Origin of the sequence: Streptomyces rimosus, from assembly GCF_008704655.1 — a bacterium.
Taxonomy (GTDB): Bacteria; Actinomycetota; Actinomycetes; order Streptomycetales; family Streptomycetaceae; genus Streptomyces; species Streptomyces rimosus.
Map to the genome: position 1 here is coordinate 1,206,648 of NZ_CP023688.1, position 21,514 is coordinate 1,228,161.

Below are 21,514 nucleotides of genomic sequence, written 5' to 3' on the forward strand. Positions count from 1 at the left end.
ACGGGCCCCGGCCCCGGCGGACAGGAGGCGGCCATGCCGGACGCGGTGGTGATCGGCGCGGGCCCGAACGGGCTGGTGGCCGCCAACCTCCTGGCCGACGCGGGCTGGAGCGTGGAGGTCCTGGAGGCGCAGCCGGAAGCGGGCGGCGCGGTCCGCAGCGACCGCGGCGTCCACCCCGACTACGTCAACGACCTGTGCAGCTCCTTCTACCCGCTGGCCGCCGCCTCCCCCGTGCTCGCCGCCCTGCGCCTGGAGGACCACGGGCTGCGCTGGAGCCACGCGCCCATCGTCCTGGCGCACCCGCTGACCGACGGCCGGTGCGCGGTGCTGGAACGCCGGATGCCGGCCACCGCCGACGGGCTGGACCGCTTCGCGGCGGGCGACGGCGACGCCTGGCGACGGCTCTGCGAGATCTGGGAACGGGTGGGCCCGGACATCCTGAAGGCCCTGTTCACACCGTTCCCGCCGGTGGTGGCCACGGCCCGGCTCGCCGCCCGGCTGCGCAGCGCGGGCGGCCTGCGGCTGGCCCGCACGCTGGTACTGCCGGTGCGGCGCCTGGGTGACGAGGAGTTCGGCGGCGAGGGCGGGCGGCTGCTGCTCGCGGGCAACGCCCTGCACGCCGATCTCGCGCCGGAGGCAGCGGGCAGCGGCGGCTTCGGATGGCTGATGTCCATGCTCGGCCAGACGTACGGCTTTCCGGTGCCGGTCGGCGGCGCGGGCGCGCTGACCGAGGCCCTGGTGCGGCGGATGGAGTCGCGCGGTGGTGTGCTGCGCTGCGACGAGCGCGTGGCCGAGGTCGTCGTACGGGCGGGCCGGGCCGTGGCGGTGCGCACCGCGGGCGGCGAGACGGTGCCGGCGGGCCGTGCCGTGCTGGCCGATGTCTCCGTACCGTCCCTCTACGGCGAGCTGGTCGACCGCCGGCATCTGCCCACCCGGCTGCTGGCCGATCTGCGCCGCTTCCAGTGGGACTTCGCGACGTTCAAGGTCGACTGGGCGCTGGACGGGCCGGTGCCCTGGACCGCGCCCGGGGCGGCGACCGCGGGCACCGTGCACCTGGCCGACGGCGTCGACGAACTGACCCGGTTCGCGGCGCAGCTGGCGGCGGGCCGGGTCCCGGACCGGCCGTTCGCCCTCTTCGGGCAGATGACCACCGCCGACGCCACCCGTTCACCGGCCGGTACGGAGTCGGCCTGGGCGTACACCCATGTGCCGCACGACGTGCGCGCGGACGCCGGGGAGGACGGCATCACCGGCGCCTGGCGGGACGGCGAGCGGCAGGCGATGGCGGACCGGGTGGAGGAGCAGGTGGAGCGGTACGCGCCGGGTTTCCGTAGCCGTATCCGGGCCCGCCGCATCCTCGCGCCGCCCACGTTGCAGGCGCTCGACGCCAATCTGCACGGCGGCGCCATCAACGGCGGTACGACCGCCATGCACCAGCAGCTCGTCTTCCGCCCCGTTCCGGGCACCGGGCGCCCGGAGACGCCGGTCAAGGGCCTGTTCCTGGCGTCGGCCGGTGCGCATCCGGGTGGTGGTGTGCACGGCGCGCCCGGAGCCAACGCGGCGCGCGCTGCCCTGCGCAAGCGGTCGCCGAGCAGCGCGCTCAGTCGCCTTCAGCGGTCGCTGACGGGCCGTAACCGGCTCGGTGAGCGGCCGGACGATCCCACGGAGTGACGGGCGCCGGGGTTTCGGGACGTCGGGCTTGGGGGCGTCGGGCCCAGTTCCGCGCGCGCCAGGGTCAGGTCGTGGCCGCCATCGCTCCGGCAGACGTACGTGCCGCCTCCGCCCTCTCGTGCGGCGCCGCGTCGTCGTCCGGAACCAGGCCCCACCACCAGGAGATGACGGGGATGTCCAGGGGCGCGCGGCTGTCGTCGGTGGGTGTGGAGCACAGTGTCGAGGGCAGCCGGGCCGGGTCTTCCGGGGTGGTGTAGCGCCGGGAGGTGATGCCCCAGTCCTGGGACCCGCGGATGAACGTGCCCAGGTTGTGCAGGTACTGGCGCAGCTGCGGGCTGCCCTGCTGCCGCAGGTGCGCGCTCAGCCGCATGAACAGCGTCATCACGCGGTCCCGCTGGGCGATCGCCGTGGTCAGCGCCTCGTCCGGGGAGGTGCCGTACTCGTTCTGCAGCACCCTCAGGACGTTGAGGTAGTAGCCCTCCCCGCGGCTCTCCTTGTGGTGGGAGAAGATGTCGTTGTCCCAGGTGATGATGAAGGAGGCCATCTCGGCCGCGGCGCGCACGGACGTGTGCTCGCGCTCGTGCGGCTGGAGTTCGTAGCCGTGGCCCATCTCCAGCATCGGCAGGACCACCGAGGTCGCCCCGTCGTACAGGCGCATCAGGGTGTAGTCGGGCAGGCTGGGCACGGTGCCGGAGCGCCGGTAGGACGCCTCCCACACGACGGAGAAGAAGTATTCGCGCAGCGCGTCGATCCAGCGCGCGGTCTGGCCCGCGGTGCCGTACCGGCTCATCCGGTGCCGCAGGTCGCGCAGCCCCTCGGCGAGGCTGTCGCCCGGCAGGACCGGGGACTCGGGGTTCTGCGCGACGCGCAGCAGCCGGTGCAGTACGCCCGTCAGCTCCCCCGGGTCGTGCCCGAGGTCGCTCTCCTCGCAGTAGCCGTCGTCGACGCCGAACAGCCACAGCACGAAGTCCGCGAGGAGGGAGACGACCTCCTCGCGGCCGTCGGGCAGGATGCGCGCGGCGAAGCCGCCGATCCCATGGGTGACCAGGCGCCCGCGCAGCTCGTCGGAGCCTATGGAGAAACGTTCCGCCCAAGCCGTCGTCCGGGCTTCGATCTCCAGATGCCGGGGGTGCACGGCGGGCGGAAGGGGCGAGTAGGTCGGCGGAACGGTCAGCTCGGGTCCCACTCGTGACCACCTCTCAGCATCGGCACGGCATGGCGGCCGGGGCTCGGAACCGGACAGTCCGGTCCTTGACTGATCAACTATGGCGCATAGTACGCACCCCGGCCCCCTGATCCAATAGCGTCTTGGTGTCTATGACAAGTTTCTGGAGGAGCGGCGTCCGGTTCCCTTCGGCACCGGGTTCTTCGCGGCGCTCGCGGCAGACCGGGCAGCCCGTACGCCGAGTTGGACGCCGTCCCCTGACGGGGCATCGGCCGCTGACCGGCGCGAGGACGGGAGGAACTGTGACGATCTTCACCCCCTTCGACACGGCGGAGCGCCGGGCCTGGGCCGGGCGGGCCGCGGCGTACGAGCGGAGCTTCGCCACGCTCTGCGCCCACCCGGTGCCCGCGCTGCTCGACGCGGCGGGGGTGCGCCGCGGCCTGCGCGTGCTCGACGCCGGGACCGGGACCGGCAACGCCGCCCAGGCCGCGGGCAGCAGGGGCGCCACGGTGACGGCCGTGGACGCGGACCCCGGCATGGCCACCCGCGCGGCGGCGACCGCCCCGGACACGGCCGTCTGCGTGGCCGCGCTGCCCCGCCTCCCCTTCGCCGACGGCCACTTCGACGCCGTGGTGGGCAATCTCGTGCTCAACCACGTCGGGCGCCCCCGCGCGGCACTCGCCGAACTGCGCCGGGTCGCGCGGCCGGGCGCCCGGATCGCGCTCTCCATCTGGGCGGCCCCACCGGCGCCCGGCCAGGCCCTGTTCGGCCGCGCCCTCCAGGCCGCCGGCGTGACCCGGCCCGCCCATCTGCCCACGCTCGCCGCCGAGGACGACTTCCCGCGTACGGAAGAGGGCTTCGGTGGCCTCCTCCACGAAACCGGCCTCACCGCCGTCCGCTGCGAAACCCTCACCTGGGAGCACCGGACCACCGCCGAGCAGTGGTGGAGCGGACCTGCCGCCGGTGTCGCGTCGGCCGGGCAGATCCTGGTGAGCCGACCGCCCGAGGTCATCACCGAGGTCAGGCGTCAGTACGACGCGCTGTGCGCGGAGTTCATGGGCCCGGACGGGATGCTCGTACTCCCCCACACCGCCCTGCTGGCCAGCGCCCAGGTTTGAAAGCAGCCCCGGCGCCGCCTCACCTTACGCAGCCCCCGGCAGAAAGTCCCGCAGATGCGCGAGCAGCGCCCCCGGCGCCTCTTCCGCGATGAAGTGCCCGCACTCCGGGATCTCGGCGCCGGTGACCTGCTCCGGGCGGGCCGAGTGGTCCCGCCAGATGTCCAGCGTCGGCAACTGCGCGGGCAGGCCGGCCGCTCCCCATAGGGCCAGTACGGGTACGGTCAGCAACCGCCCCTCGGCGAAGTCCGCGTCGTCCAGGGCGATGTCGGTCTCCGTGGCGCGGTAGTCGTCGAAGCCGGCGCGCAGCGCGCCGGGGCGGGAGAACGCCGTCACGTACGCGTCCACGGCCTCGTCGGTCAGCGCGTGCCGGTTGTAGGTCCAGCGCTCGAAGAAGTACTCCAGGTAGCCGCGCACGTCCTGGCCGGCCAGCCGCTCGGGCAGGTCGGGCTGGAAGTGGAAGAACCAGTGCCAGTACCCGGAGGCGATGGTGGCGTCCACGCGGCGCATCACCTCGCGGGTCGGCACGATGTCCAGTACGGCGATCCGCTCCACCTGTTCGGGGCGGTCCAGCGCCCAGCGGTGGGCGACCCGCGCGCCCCGGTCGTGCCCGACCACACTGGCCCGTTCACAGCCCAGCGACTCGACGAGACCGGCCATGTCGGCGGCCATCGTCCGCTTGTCGTAACCGGTCGTGGGCTTGTCGCTGAGGCCGTAGCCGCGCAGGTCGGGCGCCACCACGGTGTAATCGCGGGCCAGTTCGCCGAGGACCGGCCACCAGCAGCGGGAGGTCTGCGGCCAGCCGTGCAGCAGCACCACCAGCGGCCCGGAGCCCGCCCTTGTGTAGTGCAGCCGTACGCCGTTCACCTGGGCCACGCCCGTCGTCGTGCCGCTTGTGGTCGTACCGTCCGCCACCTGTTGCCTCCCACGCGATTTCGCAGCCGTCATCGCACCGGACCGCCCTGCGGCCCGCGTCTTTCTAACCCTCTCAGGGGGTTAGTACAGTGGCAAGCATGTCGAGCGATGACGTGTGGCTCCGGTGCGGCGGACGGCTGTGCCTGGACTTCGTCAACACCCTGCGGAACCGGGCGCGGGTACCGCGCGAGACGCTGGTCGTACCGGAGGACCTGCGGCGGTGGCTGGAGTGGGCGGGAATCGCCGTGACGGCCCGCCCGGCGGCGCGGGACGCGGACGCGCTCGCCCTGGCACGCAAGCTGCGTGACGCGCTGGACCGGGCGGTGCTCGCGGCGGCCGACGGCGCCCTCCCCACCCCCGCCGACCTGGCCGTGCTCAACAGCACAGCAGCCGCCCACCCTCTCCCCACACCTCAACTCACAGTGGTAAACGACAAGTTGGCACACACCACCACACCCGCCCCGGCCCCCGCCGACCCGGCCGCGGGGCTCGCCCTGGTCGCGCAGGACGCGGTGGCGCTGCTGCCCTCGCCCGAGGTCCGGCGGGTGCGCGTGTGCGGCGCGGACGACTGCGCCGTGCGCTTCGTCGACCGCTCCCCCGCGCACAACCGCCGCTGGTGCTCCATGGAGCGGTGCGGCAACCGCGCCAAGGCCCGCCGCCATGTGGCACGGACGGGGCGTGCGCCCCGCGCGGACGGCGGTGGATGATGGCGCGATGGAGACTCCCGTGCCGGTCCCGGCCGGGCTGGTGCTGCTCGTCGGGGCGCCGGCCGCCGGGAAGAGCACCTTCGCCGGGGAACTGGTCGCGCAGGGCCGGCTGCCCGCCGAGGCCGTGGTGTCCAGCGATGCCATCGCCGAGGAGTTGTTCGGTCCCGGCGTGGACCGGTGCACGGTCGACGCGCAGGTCTTCGAGGAGCGCGACCGCCGGGTCGCCGAGCGGCTGCACGAGGGGCGCACCGTCCTGATCGACGCGACGAACGTGCTGCCCCGGGGCCGCGAGCGGCTGCTGGCCATGGCGCGGAAGTTCGGCGTCCCGGTCACCGCACTGCGCTTCGCGCCCCATGAGCCGGTCCTGCTCCTCCAGAGCCGCGAACGCGCCAAACGCGTCCCGGACGCCGAGATCTCCGCGTACGCGACCCTGCTCCGGGACACCGCCGACACCCGCCATCTCCTGGCGGAGGGCATCAGCACCGTCTACGAGGTCCCGGGGCGCGCGCAGGGCATGGGGGCGGCCGAAGCCGCGCGGCGGTTCCGGTTCGAAGGGTGTGAGGGATAGGGGAATGGGGGCGGCCGGGGCACGCCGCCCACCCACACTTCAGGTCCGTCCCTCCCGCTCCTGCGCGTCCTTCAGCTCGGCGGAGGGCGCCGCCCAGCGGGCCCGTACGACCGGGAAGCCCGCCTGTTCGCAGGCGGCGCAGACCAGTTCGTCGTCGTCCACGACATGGCGTACGTCGCGGCCGCCCGCGATACGGCGCAGCAGTTCCAGCTTGGTGTGGCGGGCCGGGCGCCGGTCGCTGTTCGGCCGCATGTACAGGCGTCCCTCGGGCAGTCCGTGCTGTTCGAGCCAGGCCAGTGTGTCCCGGCGGCAGCGTTCGGGACGGCCGGTGAGGTAGACGACCTCACAGCCCTCGGCGCTCTCCCGGGCCAGCGCCACGCCCGGCGCGAGCGGCGGGTCGTCGGGCGCCGCGGCGAAGAAGCCGTTCCAGTCGCGCGGCCTGCGCTCCAGGAAGTGCTGGCGGTGCGCGGTATCGGCGAGCGTGCCGTCGAGGTCGAACACCGCCAGGGGCCGCGACGCCGCGCCGCGCCCGCCCCTTCCCGTTCTCGTCATCGCGTCCTCTCGTGCCGGTGCCGGCGGCTGCCGCCCGCATGGGCGGCCCTGTCCGTACGGTGGCCGGATACCGTCGTTGCGGCGGCCGAGTGGATCGTACGTGAGGCCGGTCGGCGCGCCGGTGACGCGGGGCCGGTGAAGCACCCGAGGCGGAACGACGCGTTGGGCCCGGGCCGGAATGCGACGTACCAGTGCCATGGTGCGCAGGAATTGCAGACCCCATGCCGCCGCCACGCTTTTGCCGACTATTTACGGACGGCCGTTCGGCCACGGGACGAATTCCAAAGCGTTCGACCTGTTCTTCTTCAGGACCGAAAGCCCAACCCCATTGGTCACGACCTTCCTTGCCGCCCCCGCTCCGCCGTTGCCACCGTCATCAACAACGCGCCCCCATGGGGCTGTTTGACAACGTGTTCCGCGCCCCCTCGACGCCGGTGCGCAGACCGCGGCGGCAGGCACCGCGACTGCGTGAGCCGACCGTATGAGCCGGCTGCGCCGAGGCCCGCTCAGGATGCCTCGCGTACCCACGCGGGAAATCCGGCGCCCCGACATGCGCGCGGTTCTGTCCCGAATGCGGAAAATCATCAGGACGCACAGCGCCATTGACCGGTCACACACTCAACCGCGCGCGACGACGGATTCCCACCTGTCGCGCGCCGGGAGGTGAGATGCGCGAAGCTCCCCCGGACACCACGACACTCGGCGATGTTCTCGCCCGGCGCGCCGAGTCCCACCACGACGCGCTGTTCCTCGAATTCCCGGCCTCCGCGTTCACCTTCGGCGAGGTGGACGAGCAGTCGGACCGCGTGGCCCAGGGATTGCCGGCGGCCGGGGTGGCGACGGGTGAACACGTCGCCGTCATGCTGCCGAACCGTCCGGAAATCGTGTTCGTCACCTTCGCGCTGGCCCGTATCGGCGCGGTCACCGTCCTGGTCAACACCGCCTATCACGGCCCGGCTTTACGCAATGTACTGGCCGGCTCCGACTGCGCCGCGCTGATCGTCGACAGCCGGTACGCCGACCGTCTGCCCCCGGTCACCGCGGAGGTGCCCGACCTGCGGCTCACCGTGGTGTGCGCACCCGGCGACCGGCCCGCGGCCACCGGCGGGAGCGCGGCGGCACCGCAGGGCGGCCGGACGGTCGGATGGCCGGACCTCATGGCACACGGGGCAGCGCGGCCCGAGCGGTGTCCATCGCGACATACCAGCCCCGGCACTCGTCGACGCCGACCCCGCCCTCCTCCGTGTCACCCGGCGGCGACCTGACCGTGCTGTACCGCTTCACCCTCACGGGCGGGCCGCCCGATCCCCGACCCCCGGAGCCCCCCACTTGTCGATCCCACACTTCGCGTTGCTGACCGCGGCCGGAGTGGCCGCGGGACTGACGGGGACCGTCGCGGGACTCGCGTCCCTGTTCTCCTATCCCGCGCTGCTCGCCGCCGGCCTGTCGCCGACGACCGCCAATGTCACCAACACGGTCTCCCTCGCCATCGGCAACATCACCGTCGTTCCCAGTTCACGCCGGGAGCTGGCCGGCCAGTCGTCCGCCGTCCTCAGACTGGGCCTGGTGGTCGTCCTCGGCAGCGCGGCCGGGGCGGCACTCCTGCTGGCCACCCCGCCGGGAGTGTTCCAGCGGGTGGTGCCGTTCCTGGTCGGCGGCGCCTCGGTGGCCATCCTCGTACGGAGGCCGGCCCGGGACACCCTCGGCAGCGGCGAGCCGAAGCCGCCGGAGAGCACCACATGGCTGACGGTCCTCGGCATGTTCGCGGTGGCGCTCTACAGCGGTTACTTCGCCGCTGCCTCGGGAGTGGTGATGCTCGCCCTGCTGCTGGCCACCACGTCCGAGAGCCTGCTCCGCAGCAACGCCCTGAAGAACGTCCTGGTCGGTGTGGCGGACCTGGTCGCGGCGGCCGGCTTCGTCCTGTTCGGCACCGTGTCGTGGCTCAACGCGCTGCCGCTGGCGCTCGGCCTGCTGCTGGGGTCGTGGCTGGGCCCGCCGCTCGCGCGCAGTCTCCCCACCGCTCTGCTGCGCGTGGGCATCGCCCTGGCCGGGCTGGCGCTCGCCGTCAAACTGGCGGTGGAAGCGTACTGACGCCGGAGGGCCCGTGGAGGGACACGGGTCCGTACGACGCCGTACGGCCCGGAGGGGACACCGGTCCATACCTGACCGCATCCCAAATTCGTACAAAGAATCGAACCACCGGCATCTCCTTCCTCCCCCGAAAACTCCCAGGCAGCAGCGGCCGCGCAGGCCCTCCGGGCGGCCCGGAGCCGGTGCGTGCCCTCGCGCACCTGCGCCGGGCCGACGAGAATGTGCCCTTGAGCGCACCGCCCGCACCCGATTAGGTGGAGGGCGGCAATTCCGCCGACGGACGGCAGCCGCCGTCCCGGCCCGAAGGAGTTGGAGCCCATGCCTGCACGTCCGGCCGTCACGGAGGCGGAGCTGGAGGCCCACCTGCGGGGCATCTGCTTCAAGACCGGACCACCTCGCCAGATAGGCGTCGAGCTCGAATGGCTCGTGCACGACGCCCGCAACCCCCGATGTCCCGTCGACCCCGTACGACACCGCGAAGCGGCCGCCGCACTGCGTACCCTCCCCCTGCGGTCGGCCCTCACCTTCGAACCCGGCGGCCAGCTGGAGCTCAGCTCGCTGCCCGCCACCTCCCTCACCGCCTGTATCGAGGCCGTCTCGGCCGACCTGGCCCTGGTGCGTCCCGCCATGCGGGAGCTGGGCCTGGGCATGGCCGGTCACGGCCACAACCCCTGGCACCCGCCGCGCCGGGTCCTCACCGATCCCCGGTACGCCACCATGGAGGCGTACTTCGACCGCTGGGGCGCGGCCGGCCGGTCCATGATGTGCGGCACCGCCTCCGTACAGGTCTGCGTGGACGCCGGCCACGAGGAGCCGGGTCCGCTGGGGCTCGGCCGCCGCTGGAGACTGGCGCACCTGCTGGGTGCGGTACTGGTCGCCGCGTTCGCCAACTCGCCGGTCAGCGAGGGCTGCCCGACCGGCTACCGCTCCACCCGCCAGCTGGTGTGGTCGCAGATGGACCCGGCCCGTACCCTCGCCCCGCCGGATGGCCCCGACCCGCGCACCGCCTGGGTGGGGTACGTCCTGGACGCGCCCGTGATGTGCGTACGCAGCGACGACGGCCCGTGGGACGCGCCCGAGGGGCTGACGTTCCGCGACTGGGTCCGTACGGGCGCGCCGCGCCCGCCCACCAGGGAGGATCTCGACTACCACGTCACCACGCTCTTCCCGCCCGTACGGCCGCGCGGGCACCTCGAACTGCGCATGATCGACGCGCAGCCGGGGGACGGTGGCTGGATCGTGCCGCTGGCCGTCACGGCCGCGCTGTTCGACGACCCCGAGGCCGCCGAGAGCGCGTACCGCGTGGTCAAGCCGCTCGCGGAGACGGCCGGCACGCGTCCCGCGCCGCGCAACCCGCTGTGGCGGCACGCCACCCGTGGCGCGCTGACCGATCCCGAGCTGCACGCCACCGCGCTGGCCTGCTTCACCATCGCGCAGGAGGCGCTGCCCCGGCTGGGCGCCTCGGCGGAGGTCACCGGCGCGGTCGCCCGGTTCGCCGAGCGGTACGTGGCACGCGGGCGCTGCCCGGCGGACGACCTGCTGGAGGGGGCGTACACGGACGGCGAGCCCGCGCCCGCCACGCCGCCACCCCGGCCGGCCGGGGCCGCGCCACCCACCGGGTTACCGGCAGCAACGGACGCCGCGTACGAGGACGAGCTCACCCCTGGGAAGGACAGCCAGTGACCCACGATCCCGAATCGCTCCGGGAACGCGCGGCGCGCGCGCTGCTCGCCGCGCGCGACCGCACCCGCGCGCTGACCACCTGCGTCGACGACCACGACCTCACCGCGCAGCACTCCCCCTTGATGTCCCCGCTGGTGTGGGACCTCGCGCACATCGGCAACCAGGAAGAGCAGTGGCTGCTGCGCGCGGTCGGCAAGCGGGAGGCGCTGCGCCCGGACATCGACTCCGTCTACGACGCCTTCGAGCACCCGCGCGCCGAGCGCCCGTCCCTGCCGCTGCTGCCGCCCGCCGAGGCGCACGGTTACGTGGCGGACGTCCGCAGCCGGGTGCTGGACGTACTGGAGAGCAGCCCGCTGCGCGGCGAGCCGCTGCTCGACTCCGGCTTCGCGTTCGGCATGATCGCGCAGCACGAGCAGCAGCATGACGAGACCATGCTGATCACGCACCAGCTGCGCCGCGGCCCGGCCGCGCTCACGGCCCCCGAGCCGCCGGTGACCTCCGACGGCATCCTGCCCACCGAAGTCCTCGTCCCCGGCGGCCCGTTCACGATGGGCACCTCCACCGAGCCGTGGGCCCTGGACAACGAACGCCCCGCACACCGCCGCCTGCTGCCGTCCTTCCTCATCGACACCACACCGGTGAGCAACGGCGCGTACCAGGATTTCATCGAGGACGGCGGGTACGACGACGAACGCTGGTGGTCCCCCGAGGGCTGGGACCACATACGAGAACACCGCTTGCGCGCACCGCTGTTCTGGCGCCGGGAGGGCGGGCAGTGGCTGCGGCGGCGCTTCGGCGTCACCGAGCCGGTGCCGCCGCAGGAGCCGGTGCTGCACGTGAGCTGGTACGAGGCCGACGCGTACGCGCGGTGGGCGGGGCGGCGGCTGCCCACGGAGGAGGAGTGGGAGAAGGCCGCCCGGCACGACCCGGTCAGCGGCCGGTCCCGGCGCTACCCGTGGGGCGACGAGGACCCCGGCCCCACGCACGCCAACCTGGGCCAGCGGCATCTGCGCCCCGCCGCCGTCGGCAGCTACCCGGACGGCCAGTCACCGCTCGGCGTACGCCAACTGATCGGCGACGTATGGGAATGGACGTCGAGCGACTTCCTCCCCTACCCCGGCTTCGCCGCCTTCCCCTACCGCGAGTACTCGGAAGTGTTCTTCGGCGGGCCGTACAAGGTGCTGCGCGGCGGTTCGTTCGCCGTGGACCCGGTCGCCTGCCGGGGCACCTTCCGCAACTGGGACCTGCCGGTACGGCGCCAGATCTTCTCCGGCTTCCGCACGGCGCGGGACGCCGGGACGGCGGGCGCATGAGGGCCCCGGCATCGGCACCGACCCCGGCATCGGCACCGCCGGAGGACACGCCGGCGGCTCCACACGGCCCCGGGAGGCGAGGCTGATGTGCCGTCACCTCGCCTATCTGGGCCCGGAGGTGCCGCTCGGCCACCTCGTCACCGCGCCCTCCCACGGCCTGTACCGCCAGTCCTGGGAGCCCCGGCACCAGGTCCACGGCACGGTCAACGCGGACGGCTTCGGCATCGGCTGGTACGCGCCCGGCGACCCGGTTCCCGCCCGCTACCGCAGGGCCGGGCCCATCTGGGCCGACACCGGCGTCCTGGACCTGTGCCGGGTGGTGCGCACCACCGCACTGCTCGCCGCCGTACGGGACGCCACCTTCGCTGGCGCGGACGCCGAGGCGGCCGCCGCGCCGTTCGCCGACGGGCCCTGGCTGTTCAGCCACAACGGCGCGGTACCCGGCTGGCCCGGCTCCCTGGCCGACCTGGCCGCCGACCTGCCGCCGCACCGGCTGCTGTCCCTACAGGCCCGCTGCGACTCGGCCTTCCTGTGGGCGCTGGTGCACCACCGCCTCAGCGCCGGCATGGACCCCGCCGAGGCGCTGGCCGACACCGTCGCGGCGGTGTCCGCCGCCGCGCCCGGCGCCCGCCTGAACCTGCTCCTGACCGACGGCGCCACCATCGCCGCGACCACCTGGGGCGACTCCCTCTTCTACCTCGCCGAACCCGGCCGCAGCACCACCGTCGCCTCCGAGCCGTACGACGCCTCCCCCCACTGGACCGAGGTCCCGCCGTACACGCTGCTCGCGGCCACGCCCACCGACGTCCTTCTCACCCCGCTCAAGGAGCCCGCCGCGTGAGTCCCCTCACCGTCACCCGCACCCTTCCCGCCGACGCCACCACCGCCGCGCTCCGCGCCGACGTCGCACACGGACTGACCCGCACCCCCAAACAGCTCCCGCCCAAGTGGTTCTACGACGCCCGCGGCAGCGAACTCTTCGACGAGATCACCACACTGCCGGACTATTACCCGACCCGCGCCGAACGCGAAATCCTCATCACCCGTTCCGCCGAGATAGCCGCCGCCACCGGCGCCCGCACCCTGGTGGAACTCGGCTCCGGCTCCTCCGACAAAACCCGCCACCTCATAGCGGCCCTGACCGACCTGCACACCTACGTCCCGGTCGACGTAAGCGAAACCGCCCTGACCGCCGCGGGCGAATCCCTCCTCACCCTCCACCCATCCCTCACCGTCCACGCCCTGGTGGCCGACTTCCAACAGGGCTTCGCCCTCCCCGGCACCCCCGGCCCCCGCCTCCTCGCCTTCCTGGGCGGCACCATAGGCAACCTCCTCCCCGAAGAACGAGCCACCTTCCTCCGCTCCGCCCACGACCTCCTGTCCCCCGGCGACGCCCTCCTCCTGGGCACCGACCTCGTCAAGGACGAGGCGACCCTCGTGGCCGCCTACGACGACCCGACCGGCATCACCGCCGAATTCAACAAGAACGTCCTCAACGTCATCAACCGAGAGCTGGAGGCCGACTTCGATCCGGCGGATTTCCAGCATGTGGCGCTGTGGAATGCCGAGCGGGAGTGGATCGAGATGCGGCTGCGCGCGACGAAGGAATTGACCGTGAAGGTACCGGCGCTGGATTTGGCGGTGCCGTTCGCGGAGGGGGAAGAGATCCGGACGGAGATCTCGGCGAAGTTCCGGGAGGAGGGGGTTCGCAAGGAACTGGGCGCGGCGGGGTTCGAGTTGAGCCGGTGGTGGACGGATGAGGCGGGGCGGTTCGCGTTGTCGTTGTCCGTACGGGGCTGACCGGCGCGGAATCGCACGGGTGGGGCGGATTTCGCCGCCCCACCCATGACGCGGCCCCACCCATGACGCGGCCCCGCCGGGACCGCGTCGGGCCTTCAGGACCCCTGTCCGGCCTTCGCCTGGGCCCCGGCGGACGCGTCGGCCAGGACCTTGGCCTGCTTCTGGGCCGCCGCGGTCAGCGCGGCGGCCGCCTCGGTGTACCGGTCCACGTAGGCGCGCCACTGCGCGACCTGCTGCTCGTATGCCTTGGGCGTGTTCTTCGCCTTGAGGGATGCGGCGTCGGCCGTGGCGTTCGCGGCACTCCGGGCGGTCTCGTAGGCCTTGACCGCAGCGTCGGCGACGGCCGCGAGGCCGTCGGCCACCTCGGCCCACCGGGTGTCCTGGGGCAGCCCGTTCTCCGTCAGGAAGTCGGCATGGATCTTGACCTGGGTCGCGTGGATCCGGGTCGCCCTGGCAAAGAACGCGCTGCCCTCCATCCGACGGATCACATCGGCCCTGGCCTGGTCATAGGCGTACAGCCGCTCCTCGCTCCGGTTGTTCCCGATCAGCCGGCCGGCCTCACGCGCGTCGTGGACGGAGACGGCCAGATCGTCCGTCACATAGGTGAGCGCCTTGAGGGCGTCCGCGTGGGCGTCGAGCAGCTTGGTCCGTACCGGGGCGGCGGCCGCGGTCTTACGGGCCAGCTCCAGCTCCTTGTCGAGCTTCTCCTGCTCCTCCTTCAGCTCCTTCTCCCGGGCCGCCTGGTTGTCGGCGTCCTTCCGCGCCGCGACCAGGTATCCCTTGTCCAGGAATTCGGTGATGGCCGCGTCGTTGCCGGCGTCCAGCGCGGCCCGGGCCGCCTTCTTCACCTCCGGGCCGCCGACCGTGGCGAGCATTTCCACGCGCTTGCGCAGCGTGGCCGCATGGTCCTTGGCGTCCTTTTCTTCCTTCGCGTCCTGCTCCCGAGCGAGGTCCGCGCCGTAGCTCAGGAAGCTCGCGCGGTCATTGGCCGTGGCCTTGGGGCCCAGCACGCGTTCGACCTCGGCGTTGAAGTGCGGTCCGCCTGTGCCGCGCATCGCCTCGATCTTCTTGCGGTTCTCGGCGTCGGTGTCCTTCTTCTTGTCCTGGGCGCGTTTGCGGGCCTCGGCCATACCGTGGTCCAGGAATTCCCGGATCGCGTTCGGGTCCTCGCTCTCCAGGGCCGCCTTGGCGGCCAGCCGGACTTCTTCCTCGTCGCCGAACTCGGCGAGATCTTCCACCAATTGCCGGTCGAAGTCACGAGGCGCGCCGATCCGGTGCGGCGCGGACCGGGCCGGAGCGGCGACGGCTTCCGTCGCCGTCGCTCCCAGCGCCGTCATGGCCAGCACCGCGGACATGACGATGCGGGTCCGTCGAGCACCGAGCCGGTATGTACCTGTCAAGAAAAGAACCACCTTCGTCGATCGGGGTAGCGGAAAACGGAGAAGCCAGCAGAGTTTCGATCTTCATCCGATAGGAGTCAAATCAGATTTGCCAAAGTTGTCCGTTTCCGGCATCGGCCGCCGTTCTACGCCCCCACCCGCACCGGCAACCGCCGCAACCCGTTCTGAAAGTTGGAAACCAACCGCACCGGCTCCCCCGCCAGCTCCACCCCCGGCAGCCGCTCCAGCACATGCCGGAGTACCGCCCGCATCTGGAGGCGGGCGAGGTGGCTGCCCAGGCAGAAGTGTGGGCCGAAGCCGAAGCTGAGGTGGTCGTTGGGGGTGCGGGTGATGTTGAAGTGGTCGGGGGTGGGGAAGACGGTTTCGTCGCGGTTGGCGGAGGCGTGGTAGACGACGACCTTGTCGCCGCGGCGGATGTGCTGTCCGGCGAGTTCGGTGTCGCGGGTGGCGGTGCGGCGGAAGTCGATCACCGGGGGCCAGTAGCGCAGCATTTCCTCCACCGCGCTGTCGGTCAGGTCCGGTTCCCGGCGGAGGCGGGCGAACTGGTCCGGGTGCTGGAGGAGGGTGAGCAGGCCGCCCGGGATGCCGTTGCGCAGGGTTTCGTTGCCGGCCACGGCGAAGAGGAAGAACGTGTTCTCGAACTCGGCGCGGGTCAGGCCGCCTTCCCGTAGGTGGGCCATCACGGTGCCGGGGCGCGGGTGCTCGGCCAGCGCGTGGGCGTACGCGAACATGTCGGCCAGTGCGCGGCGCGAGCGCGGGTTGACCGGGCGTCCGTCCGGGCGGAGCGCCGGTGCGGGCCGGTGGCGCAGGGCGGCCCGTCCCATCGGGCTGAGGCGGGCGGGGTCGGCAGTGCTGGAGGTGGCGTACGCGTCGTCCTGGTAGCCGATGACGCGGTTCGACCAGTCGAAGAGCAGCTGCCGGTCCTCCTCCGGGACGCCCATGACGTGCGCCAGCGTCCACACCGGCAGGTCGGCGGCCACGGTCACGAAGTCCGCCTCGCCCGCCCGTGCCACCTCCGCCACCAGCTCCCGTGCCCGCGCGTCGATGACGTCCGCCAGTTCCCGTACCGCGCGCGGGGTGAAGGCCGCGGCGACGACACGCCGGATGCGCGCGTGGTCCGGAGGGTCCTGGTTGAGCATCATCGCCCGGACGAACGCGAGGTCCTCCTCGGTGTCGGGGTCGCGGATCTGGGTCGCGCCCAGGTACGAGGAGTAGATCTCGGGGGTACGCAGGACGTGTTTGACGTCGGCGTGCCGCAGCACGGCCCAGTAGCCGGGCCCGGCGGGCCAGCCGTCGACCGCCGGTTCCTCGATCCAGCACACCGGCCGGGTCGCCCGCAGTTCCCTGAAGAGTTCGTACGGGACCGCGGTGGCGTACGTGCGGGGTGTGAACACGTCGGCTGCTCTCACGCAGGCGACCGTACGGTATTCCATCCGTTCGGGGGAATCGGGCCCGCCCGGCGGCTGATGGCGGTCCGGTCTGCGCAGCATGACGGCGTGAAGGGATCGCAACGTTTCCGCAGCGTCCAACCTGCGCTTTTGATACCGCTGTTGGTGGTGCTCGCCGTGCTGTCGGCGCCCGCGGTGGCCCACGCCCGGCCGTCTGCCGCCCCGGCCCGGCCCGCCGACGCCTGCGCGAGCGCCGGGGTGGACGCGCCGGTGCACCCGCCGACCGGCCGGCCGAGGCCGCCGGGCTGGGGCTGGTGTGGGGATGGGGACTGGTGTTGGGACTGGGACTGGGGGCCGGGCTGGGATTGGCACTGGCAGTGCCCGACCCCGACCCCGACCCCTACTCCGACGCCCTCACCGACCAGGCCGCCCAAGCCCACCCCTACACCCACACCCACCCCGTCCCCCACTCCCACGTTCACCACCTCACCCACTCCCCGGCCCACACCGACCCCCACCCCGTCGCGCCCGAGGCCCCGGCCACCCGTCCCCGCCGCTCCTGGGCCAACACACCCGCCACCCCGCCCCAAGCCCAGCAAATCCGCGGCTCCCGCGCCGCCACCGGCCACCCGGCCCACGTCACCGCACCCCACCCCGTCCACGACGCCGTCCGTGGCGCTGCCCCGCAAGTACGTCCCGTCCGCCCACAAGAAGCACAACAGCCGTTCGGTCGTCACGACCATGCTGCTGCTCACCGCGCCCGCGGTGCTGGCGGCCGCCGTGCTGCGCCCCCGTTCCTCCAGCTCGTCCGGTTCCGCCGGGCGCCGTTCCTCGTAGGAGGCCACCTTCATGTCGGAATGGCTGGTACTGACCATCGCGATGGCCGCGGTCTGCGCGGTCGTGCTGACCATCACGGTCCTCAGGCAGCGCCGGATCGGCGAGGACGACGACCCGTCCGAGACGCCCGACGTCATCGAGTACATGGTGATGATGGTGGGGGTGGTGTACGCGATCGTGCTCGGCCTGGCCATCGCCGGGGTCTGGGAGGCCAGGGGCGCGGCCGAGGACTCCGTACGGGCCGAGGCGCAGGCCCTGCACGAGGTCAGCGAGCGGGTACGGGTCTACCCGGAGGGCGCGCGGGAGCGCATCCGCGCGGACGTGGACGCCTATGTCTCCTACGTCGTCCACAAGGAGTGGCCGGTCATGGCCGAGCAGGGACAGATCACCGACCGGGGCGGCGAGCTGATGGACAAGGTGCGCGCCTCCGTGACCGACTACCGGCCGCGCGACGACTACGAGAGCCAGTCCTACCAGCCGCTGCTCGACCAGGTCGCGGCGGCCGACAGCGCCCGTAACACCCGGGCGGACAGCATCGAGCCGACGCTGCCGCCGGTGGTCTGGTTCGGGCTGATCACCGGTGCCGCGATCACCATCGGGCTGATCTTCACGCTCCAGATCCGCCGGTCGGGCCGCGAGTTGCTGCTGGCCGCCCTCTTCAGCGCGCTGATCGCCTTCCTGCTCTTCCTGGTCTGGGACTTCGACGCGCCGTTCAGCCGCGGCATCTCGGCGTCCGCGGAACCCTTCACGGATCTCTTCCCTCGGTTGTGAGGCGGCTGTGGCGGTAGAGGCGCAGGCGTACGGGAGGTAATTGCCGCGACGTCCGAGAACTCTCCGTGCGACCATGCGCGCATGTCGTCGGAGCCGCACCACGCGGGCAGGTCGCCGGACCTGCCGTTCACGGACGTTCTACGGGACCGCCTCGGCCCGGCCCGCAACGCGGTGCGGCTGAGCAGCAGTCCGCGCTCCCGCGTGTGGCGGGTCGAGCTGCGGGGCGCGCCGGCGGTGGTCAAGCAGGCCGTCGACGGAGCGGACGCGGACGAGCGGTACGCCCGTGAGGTCGCCGCGCTGCGGCTGGCCTCGCGGGTGACGCCGCCCGTCGTACCGCGTCTGCTCGGCACGGATCCGGCCGCGCGCGTCCTGGTGCTGGAGCAGGTGGACCACCGGCGGCCCGCGCCGGACTGGGTGGTCGGGTACGCGGCGGCGCTGGCTCGGCTGCACGCGGCCACCGCTTCCGTACCGGCCGACGGAACGCCACCGCCGCTGCCCGCCTGGTCGGGTCCGGCCCCCGCGGACATCGTCTCCTTCCTCACCCTCGCCGACCGCCTCGCGGCCCCGGTCCCGGGCGGGACGGATACCGAGCTGGCCGCTTTGCTGCACCGGCTCGGCTCGGCTCCCGGACGGGCCCTGCTGCACGGCGACCCATGCCCCGGCAACGACCTGCACGCGCCGGACGGCATCCGGTTCATCGACTTCGAGCAGTCCTGCCTGGGCAACGGCCTCACCGAACTCGCCTACCTGCGCGTCGGCTTCCCGACCTGCTGGTGCGTCACGGCCACGCCCGAGCCGCTGCTGCGCGAGGCGGAGGCCGCGTACCGGAGGGAGTGGGAGGCGGCGACCGGCAGCGCGCCGCCCGGCGACCTGGTCGACGCGTGCGCGGGCTGGCTGATCAGGGGCGACGCGCTGGTGCAGCGCGCCCACCGCGGGGGCACCGATCATCTCGCCCGGCTGCCCGACGAGGACTGGGAGTGGGGCACGGTCACGGCGCGGCAGCGGCTCGCGTACCGGCTCGGCGTCGTCGCCCGGCTCACCGCGGACCGCGACGATCTGGGCGGCCTGAGCCGTCTCGCCGAGGCGATGCGCGCCCGGATGCTCGGCCGCTGGCCCGGTCTCACGCCACCGCCCCGCGAGCGGCCACCGGACGACTGATCAACGTAACGCCCGTACACAGCACGGGAGTTGGGGCTGCGCGTCTCGCCACCGCTCTGTTCACCGCGCCCGTCCTGTGCTTCGATGCTGCGATCATCTGTTCGCGCGAGGGCGGCAGAGCGGCGGAGAGGACCGGGTGGGCGCATGGACCGGCGGGGGTTTCTGAAGGGCGCGGCAGCGGTGTCGGCCGCGGGGGTGCTGGCGGGGACCGGGAGCGGGCAGGCCACGGCAGCCGCCCTGCCCACCGGACGTACCGCCGCGCGCCCCAGGCCCGCCGTTTCCGTCCCCGTACAGGACTGGATGTCGGCCCTCCCGGACAGCACGCCGATGCGGCGGCTCTCCATCCCGGGCACCCATGATTCCGGGGCGCGCCACGGCGGCCCCTGGGTGGCCTGCCAGAACACCACCGTTGCCGAGCAGTTGACCAGCGGTATCCGCTTCCTGGACGTACGCTGCCGGGCCATCGACTCGGTCTTCGCCATCCATCACGGCGCGTTCTACCAGAACCTGATGTTCGGCGACGTGCTGGTGGCGTGCCGGGCGTTCCTTCAGGCGCATCCGTCGGAGACCGTGCTGATGCGGGTCAAGCAGGAGTATTCCGAGGAGAGCGCGGCGGAATTCCGGCGGATCTTCGACATCTACCTGGACGGCAAGGGGTGGCGCTCCCTGTTCCGGCTGGACGGCACGCTGCCCTCGCTCGGGCAGGCCCGCGGCAAGGTCGTGCTGCTCGCCGACTCGGACGGGCTGCCGGGCGTGCGCTACGCCGACCCGCAGGTCTTCGACGTCCAGGACGACTACATGGCCGAGCCGCTGCGCAAATACCCGCTGATCGAGGGGCAGTTCCGCAAGGCCGTCAGGGAGCCCGGCAAGCTGTTCGTGAACTACGTGAGCACCGCGGCCCTGCTGCCGCCGCGCTCCAACGCGGACCGGCTCAACCCGAAGGTGAAAAGCTTCCTGGACGGTGGCGAGGCGCGCGGCTGGACGGGGCTGGGGATCGTCCCGATGGACTTCCCGAACGAACACGGCCTGGCGGAGACACTGATCCGGCACAACACGGGAGGGTGATCATGCAGCTGCGACGGCTCCTCCGCGTTCGCCGTCCGCGCCGCGCGGGCTGGGCGGGCCTGGTGCTCGCCCTGTTGCTGCCGCTGCTCAGCGTCCCGGCCGCGGGCCTGTCCGCGCACGCGGCGGGCGGCCCGGCCCACGAACCGACCCGCAGTCCCGCCCGTAATCCGGCGCGCGTCGTCGCGGAGGTGCCGATCGGCGACCGCATGCTCGACATCGGGATCTCGTCGCCCGAGACCGACGCGCCGGTCAAGTGGGTCCGGCTGCTGCTGCCGAAGGGCTGGTCGAAGAGTGCTTCCCGTACGTGGCCGGTGCTGTGGCTGCTGCACGGCGGTGGCGGCAACCACCGGGACTGGACGGCCAACACCCACGTCGAGCAGCTGGCCGCCGACCGCGACGTGCTCGTGGTCATGCCGGAGACCAGCGGGTGCAGCAGTTACAGCGACTGGTACAACTACGGCGCCTGGGGCTCCCCCGCCTGGGAGACGTACCTGCTGGACGAGGTGCGGCCGCTGCTGGAGCGCGATTACCGCGCGGGCACGGCACGCGCCGTCGCGGGACTGTCGATGGGCGGGCTGGGCGCGCTGAAGTTCACCGCGGCGCGCCCCGGAATGTTCCGGGCGGCCGCCTCGTACAGCGGCGCGGTCAACCCTCTGTACCGGTCCACCGACGGCGGTTTGTCCGGCCCGGACGGCGTGAAGCTGGGTGCGCTGGCCTGCCTCGCCGACTGGAAGCGCGTCTGGGGCGAGCCGGGTTACCCGTTCGACACCGACGACCCGGCCGACCTGCGGCAGCAGTGGCTGTGGAAGCGCAACAGCCCGCTGGAGCAGGCGGCGTCGCTGCGCGGGACCCCGCTGTATCTGTCGTACGGCGACGGGACGACCGACGGCGGGCCCGGCTGGTCCTGGGGCAGCGGCGACACCCCGCCCGCCCCGTCGCCCGCCCGCTGCACCGACCCGCCCGTACACGGCACGCAGGACCCCATCGAACGTGCCGTGTACGGCATGAACCAGCAGCTGCGCGCCAAGCTGGCGCAGCTGGGTATCCCGGCGACCGTGTGCGCCTCGAAGGGCGGGCACAGCTGGCCCTATTGGGAGCGCGAGCTGGTGGCCTCATGGCCGATGCTGATGGGCGCGCTGGGCGCCTGAACCGTACGGGGGCGGGTCCGACTCGCGGGGCCGCCCCGTACGCATTCGCCCAGCGGGATATCAGCAGTCCACCTTTTCGTTCCAGGCTTTCTCCTCGAATAAAGAGAACGGCAGCGGCGTACCCGGGGCAAGAATTCAGCGGAGAGTTCGTGGTGGGCCGGGGGCAA

General features: G+C 72.8%; 20 protein-coding genes. 15 read left to right on the forward strand and 5 right to left on the reverse strand.

Going from position 1 to position 21,514, the window contains the following annotated elements; translation table 11 throughout:
- Nucleotides 1-33 precede the first annotated feature (33 nt).
- Nucleotides 34-1,671: a phytoene desaturase family protein gene (locus tag CP984_RS04875; RefSeq protein WP_003982049.1), complete on the forward strand. Its 1,638-nt coding sequence runs from the start codon at nt 34-36 to the stop codon at nt 1,669-1,671.
- Between the two features lie 64 nt (nt 1,672-1,735).
- Here CP984_RS04875 and CP984_RS04880 read toward each other — a convergent pair whose 3' ends face one another.
- On the reverse strand, nt 1,736-2,857 hold the full coding sequence (locus tag CP984_RS04880) for a selina-4(15),7(11)-diene synthase (protein ID WP_003982050.1): 1,122 nt from the start codon (nt 2,855-2,857) through the stop codon (nt 1,736-1,738).
- A 281-nt stretch (nt 2,858-3,138) separates the two neighbouring features.
- Between CP984_RS04880 and CP984_RS04885 the strand changes: the two genes are divergently transcribed.
- A complete protein-coding gene (locus CP984_RS04885) occupies nt 3,139-3,954 on the forward strand; it encodes a class I SAM-dependent methyltransferase (RefSeq protein ID WP_030179508.1) in 816 nt (271 codons plus the stop codon).
- Between the two features lie 24 nt (nt 3,955-3,978).
- On the opposite strand, the gene CP984_RS04890 is transcribed toward CP984_RS04885, so the two are convergent.
- Nucleotides 3,979-4,866 (reverse strand): alpha/beta fold hydrolase, encoded by an 888-nt coding sequence (locus CP984_RS04890; RefSeq protein ID WP_003982052.1) that lies wholly within the window; start codon nt 4,864-4,866, stop codon nt 3,979-3,981.
- Nucleotides 4,867-4,964: 98 nt separating this feature from the next.
- Between CP984_RS04890 and CP984_RS04895 the strand changes: the two genes are divergently transcribed.
- Nucleotides 4,965-5,573: a CGNR zinc finger domain-containing protein gene (locus CP984_RS04895; protein WP_030312177.1), complete on the forward strand. Its 609-nt coding sequence runs from the start codon at nt 4,965-4,967 to the stop codon at nt 5,571-5,573.
- Between the two features lie 7 nt (nt 5,574-5,580).
- The gene (locus tag CP984_RS04900) at nt 5,581-6,141 is read left to right on the forward strand and encodes an ATP-binding protein (protein ID WP_003982054.1); all 561 of its coding nucleotides are present in this window, start codon (nt 5,581-5,583) and stop codon (nt 6,139-6,141) included.
- A 39-nt stretch (nt 6,142-6,180) separates the two neighbouring features.
- Here the strand turns inward: CP984_RS04900 and CP984_RS04905 are convergent, their stop codons facing one another.
- Entirely contained in the window at nt 6,181-6,693 is a 513-nt protein-coding gene (locus CP984_RS04905) for a phosphatase domain-containing protein (RefSeq protein WP_003982055.1), read from the reverse strand.
- Between the two features lie 668 nt (nt 6,694-7,361).
- On the opposite strand from CP984_RS04905, the gene CP984_RS04910 reads away from it, so the two are divergent.
- From CP984_RS04910 to egtD, 6 genes are all read left to right on the forward strand, one after another.
- Nucleotides 7,362-7,958: an AMP-binding protein gene (locus CP984_RS04910; protein ID WP_003982056.1), complete on the forward strand. Its 597-nt coding sequence runs from the start codon at nt 7,362-7,364 to the stop codon at nt 7,956-7,958.
- A gap of 64 nt (nt 7,959-8,022) precedes the next feature.
- A complete protein-coding gene (locus CP984_RS04915; protein ID WP_003982057.1) occupies nt 8,023-8,784 on the forward strand; it encodes a sulfite exporter TauE/SafE family protein in 762 nt (253 codons plus the stop codon).
- Between the two features lie 318 nt (nt 8,785-9,102).
- A complete protein-coding gene (gene egtA, locus CP984_RS04920) occupies nt 9,103-10,467 on the forward strand; it encodes an ergothioneine biosynthesis glutamate--cysteine ligase EgtA (protein WP_078586800.1) in 1,365 nt (454 codons plus the stop codon).
- On the forward strand, nt 10,464-11,780 hold the full coding sequence (gene egtB / locus CP984_RS04925) for an ergothioneine biosynthesis protein EgtB (RefSeq protein WP_003982059.1): 1,317 nt from the start codon (nt 10,464-10,466) through the stop codon (nt 11,778-11,780). The genes egtA and egtB overlap by 4 nt, the downstream gene beginning before the upstream one ends.
- Before the next feature lie 85 nt (nt 11,781-11,865).
- Nucleotides 11,866-12,621 carry an ergothioneine biosynthesis protein EgtC gene (gene egtC, locus CP984_RS04930; RefSeq protein WP_003982060.1) on the forward strand — a complete coding sequence of 252 codons (756 nt, stop codon included), beginning with the start codon at nt 11,866-11,868 and terminating at the stop codon, nt 12,619-12,621.
- Nucleotides 12,618-13,580, forward strand: a complete 963-nt coding sequence (gene egtD / locus CP984_RS04935) for an L-histidine N(alpha)-methyltransferase (RefSeq protein ID WP_003982061.1) — start codon at nt 12,618-12,620, stop codon at nt 13,578-13,580. Before egtC ends, egtD begins: the two co-directional genes overlap by 4 nt.
- Before the next feature lie 95 nt (nt 13,581-13,675).
- Here egtD and CP984_RS04940 read toward each other — a convergent pair whose 3' ends face one another.
- On the reverse strand, nt 13,676-14,980 hold the full coding sequence (locus CP984_RS04940) for a hypothetical protein (RefSeq protein WP_129820900.1): 1,305 nt from the start codon (nt 14,978-14,980) through the stop codon (nt 13,676-13,678).
- Nucleotides 14,981-15,105: 125 nt separating this feature from the next.
- On the reverse strand, nt 15,106-16,413 hold the full coding sequence (locus CP984_RS04945) for a cytochrome P450 (protein WP_078575404.1): 1,308 nt from the start codon (nt 16,411-16,413) through the stop codon (nt 15,106-15,108).
- Nucleotides 16,414-17,040: 627 nt separating this feature from the next.
- Here CP984_RS04945 and CP984_RS41160 point away from each other — a divergent pair.
- From CP984_RS41160 to CP984_RS04970, 5 genes are all read left to right on the forward strand, one after another.
- Nucleotides 17,041-17,205 carry a hypothetical protein gene (locus CP984_RS41160; protein WP_156100325.1) on the forward strand — a complete coding sequence of 55 codons (165 nt, stop codon included), beginning with the start codon at nt 17,041-17,043 and terminating at the stop codon, nt 17,203-17,205.
- Between the two features lie 12 nt (nt 17,206-17,217).
- Nucleotides 17,218-17,976 (forward strand): bestrophin-like domain, encoded by a 759-nt coding sequence (locus tag CP984_RS04955; RefSeq protein ID WP_003982064.1) that lies wholly within the window; start codon nt 17,218-17,220, stop codon nt 17,974-17,976.
- 81 nt (nt 17,977-18,057) lie between these two features.
- A complete protein-coding gene (locus CP984_RS04960; protein WP_003982065.1) occupies nt 18,058-19,134 on the forward strand; it encodes a phosphotransferase family protein in 1,077 nt (358 codons plus the stop codon).
- A 144-nt stretch (nt 19,135-19,278) separates the two neighbouring features.
- The gene (locus CP984_RS04965) at nt 19,279-20,199 is read left to right on the forward strand and encodes a phosphatidylinositol-specific phospholipase C (RefSeq protein WP_003982066.1); all 921 of its coding nucleotides are present in this window, start codon (nt 19,279-19,281) and stop codon (nt 20,197-20,199) included.
- A 2-nt stretch (nt 20,200-20,201) separates the two neighbouring features.
- Nucleotides 20,202-21,347, forward strand: a complete 1,146-nt coding sequence (locus CP984_RS04970; protein WP_003982067.1) for an alpha/beta hydrolase — start codon at nt 20,202-20,204, stop codon at nt 21,345-21,347.
- The last annotated feature ends 167 nt before the right edge of the window (nt 21,348-21,514 follow it).

Coding starts and splice junctions, on each gene's coding strand:
- CP984_RS04875 (WP_003982049.1), top strand. CDS start 34: ATGCCGGACGCGGTGGTGATCGGCGCGGGCCCGAACGGGCTGGTGGCC.
- CP984_RS04895 (WP_030312177.1), top strand. CDS start 4,965: ATGTCGAGCGATGACGTGTGGCTCCGGTGCGGCGGACGGCTGTGCCTG.
- CP984_RS04900 (WP_003982054.1), top strand. CDS start 5,581: ATGGAGACTCCCGTGCCGGTCCCGGCCGGGCTGGTGCTGCTCGTCGGG.
- CP984_RS04905 (WP_003982055.1), bottom strand. CDS start 6,693: ATGACGAGAACGGGAAGGGGCGGGCGCGGCGCGGCGTCGCGGCCCCTG.
- CP984_RS04910 (WP_003982056.1), top strand. CDS start 7,362: ATGCGCGAAGCTCCCCCGGACACCACGACACTCGGCGATGTTCTCGCC.
- egtA (WP_078586800.1), top strand. CDS start 9,103: ATGCCTGCACGTCCGGCCGTCACGGAGGCGGAGCTGGAGGCCCACCTG.
- egtC (WP_003982060.1), top strand. CDS start 11,866: ATGTGCCGTCACCTCGCCTATCTGGGCCCGGAGGTGCCGCTCGGCCAC.
- CP984_RS04945 (WP_078575404.1), bottom strand. CDS start 16,413: ATGGAATACCGTACGGTCGCCTGCGTGAGAGCAGCCGACGTGTTCACA.
- CP984_RS04955 (WP_003982064.1), top strand. CDS start 17,218: ATGTCGGAATGGCTGGTACTGACCATCGCGATGGCCGCGGTCTGCGCG.
- CP984_RS04960 (WP_003982065.1), top strand. CDS start 18,058: ATGTCGTCGGAGCCGCACCACGCGGGCAGGTCGCCGGACCTGCCGTTC.
- CP984_RS04965 (WP_003982066.1), top strand. CDS start 19,279: ATGGACCGGCGGGGGTTTCTGAAGGGCGCGGCAGCGGTGTCGGCCGCG.
- CP984_RS04970 (WP_003982067.1), top strand. CDS start 20,202: ATGCAGCTGCGACGGCTCCTCCGCGTTCGCCGTCCGCGCCGCGCGGGC.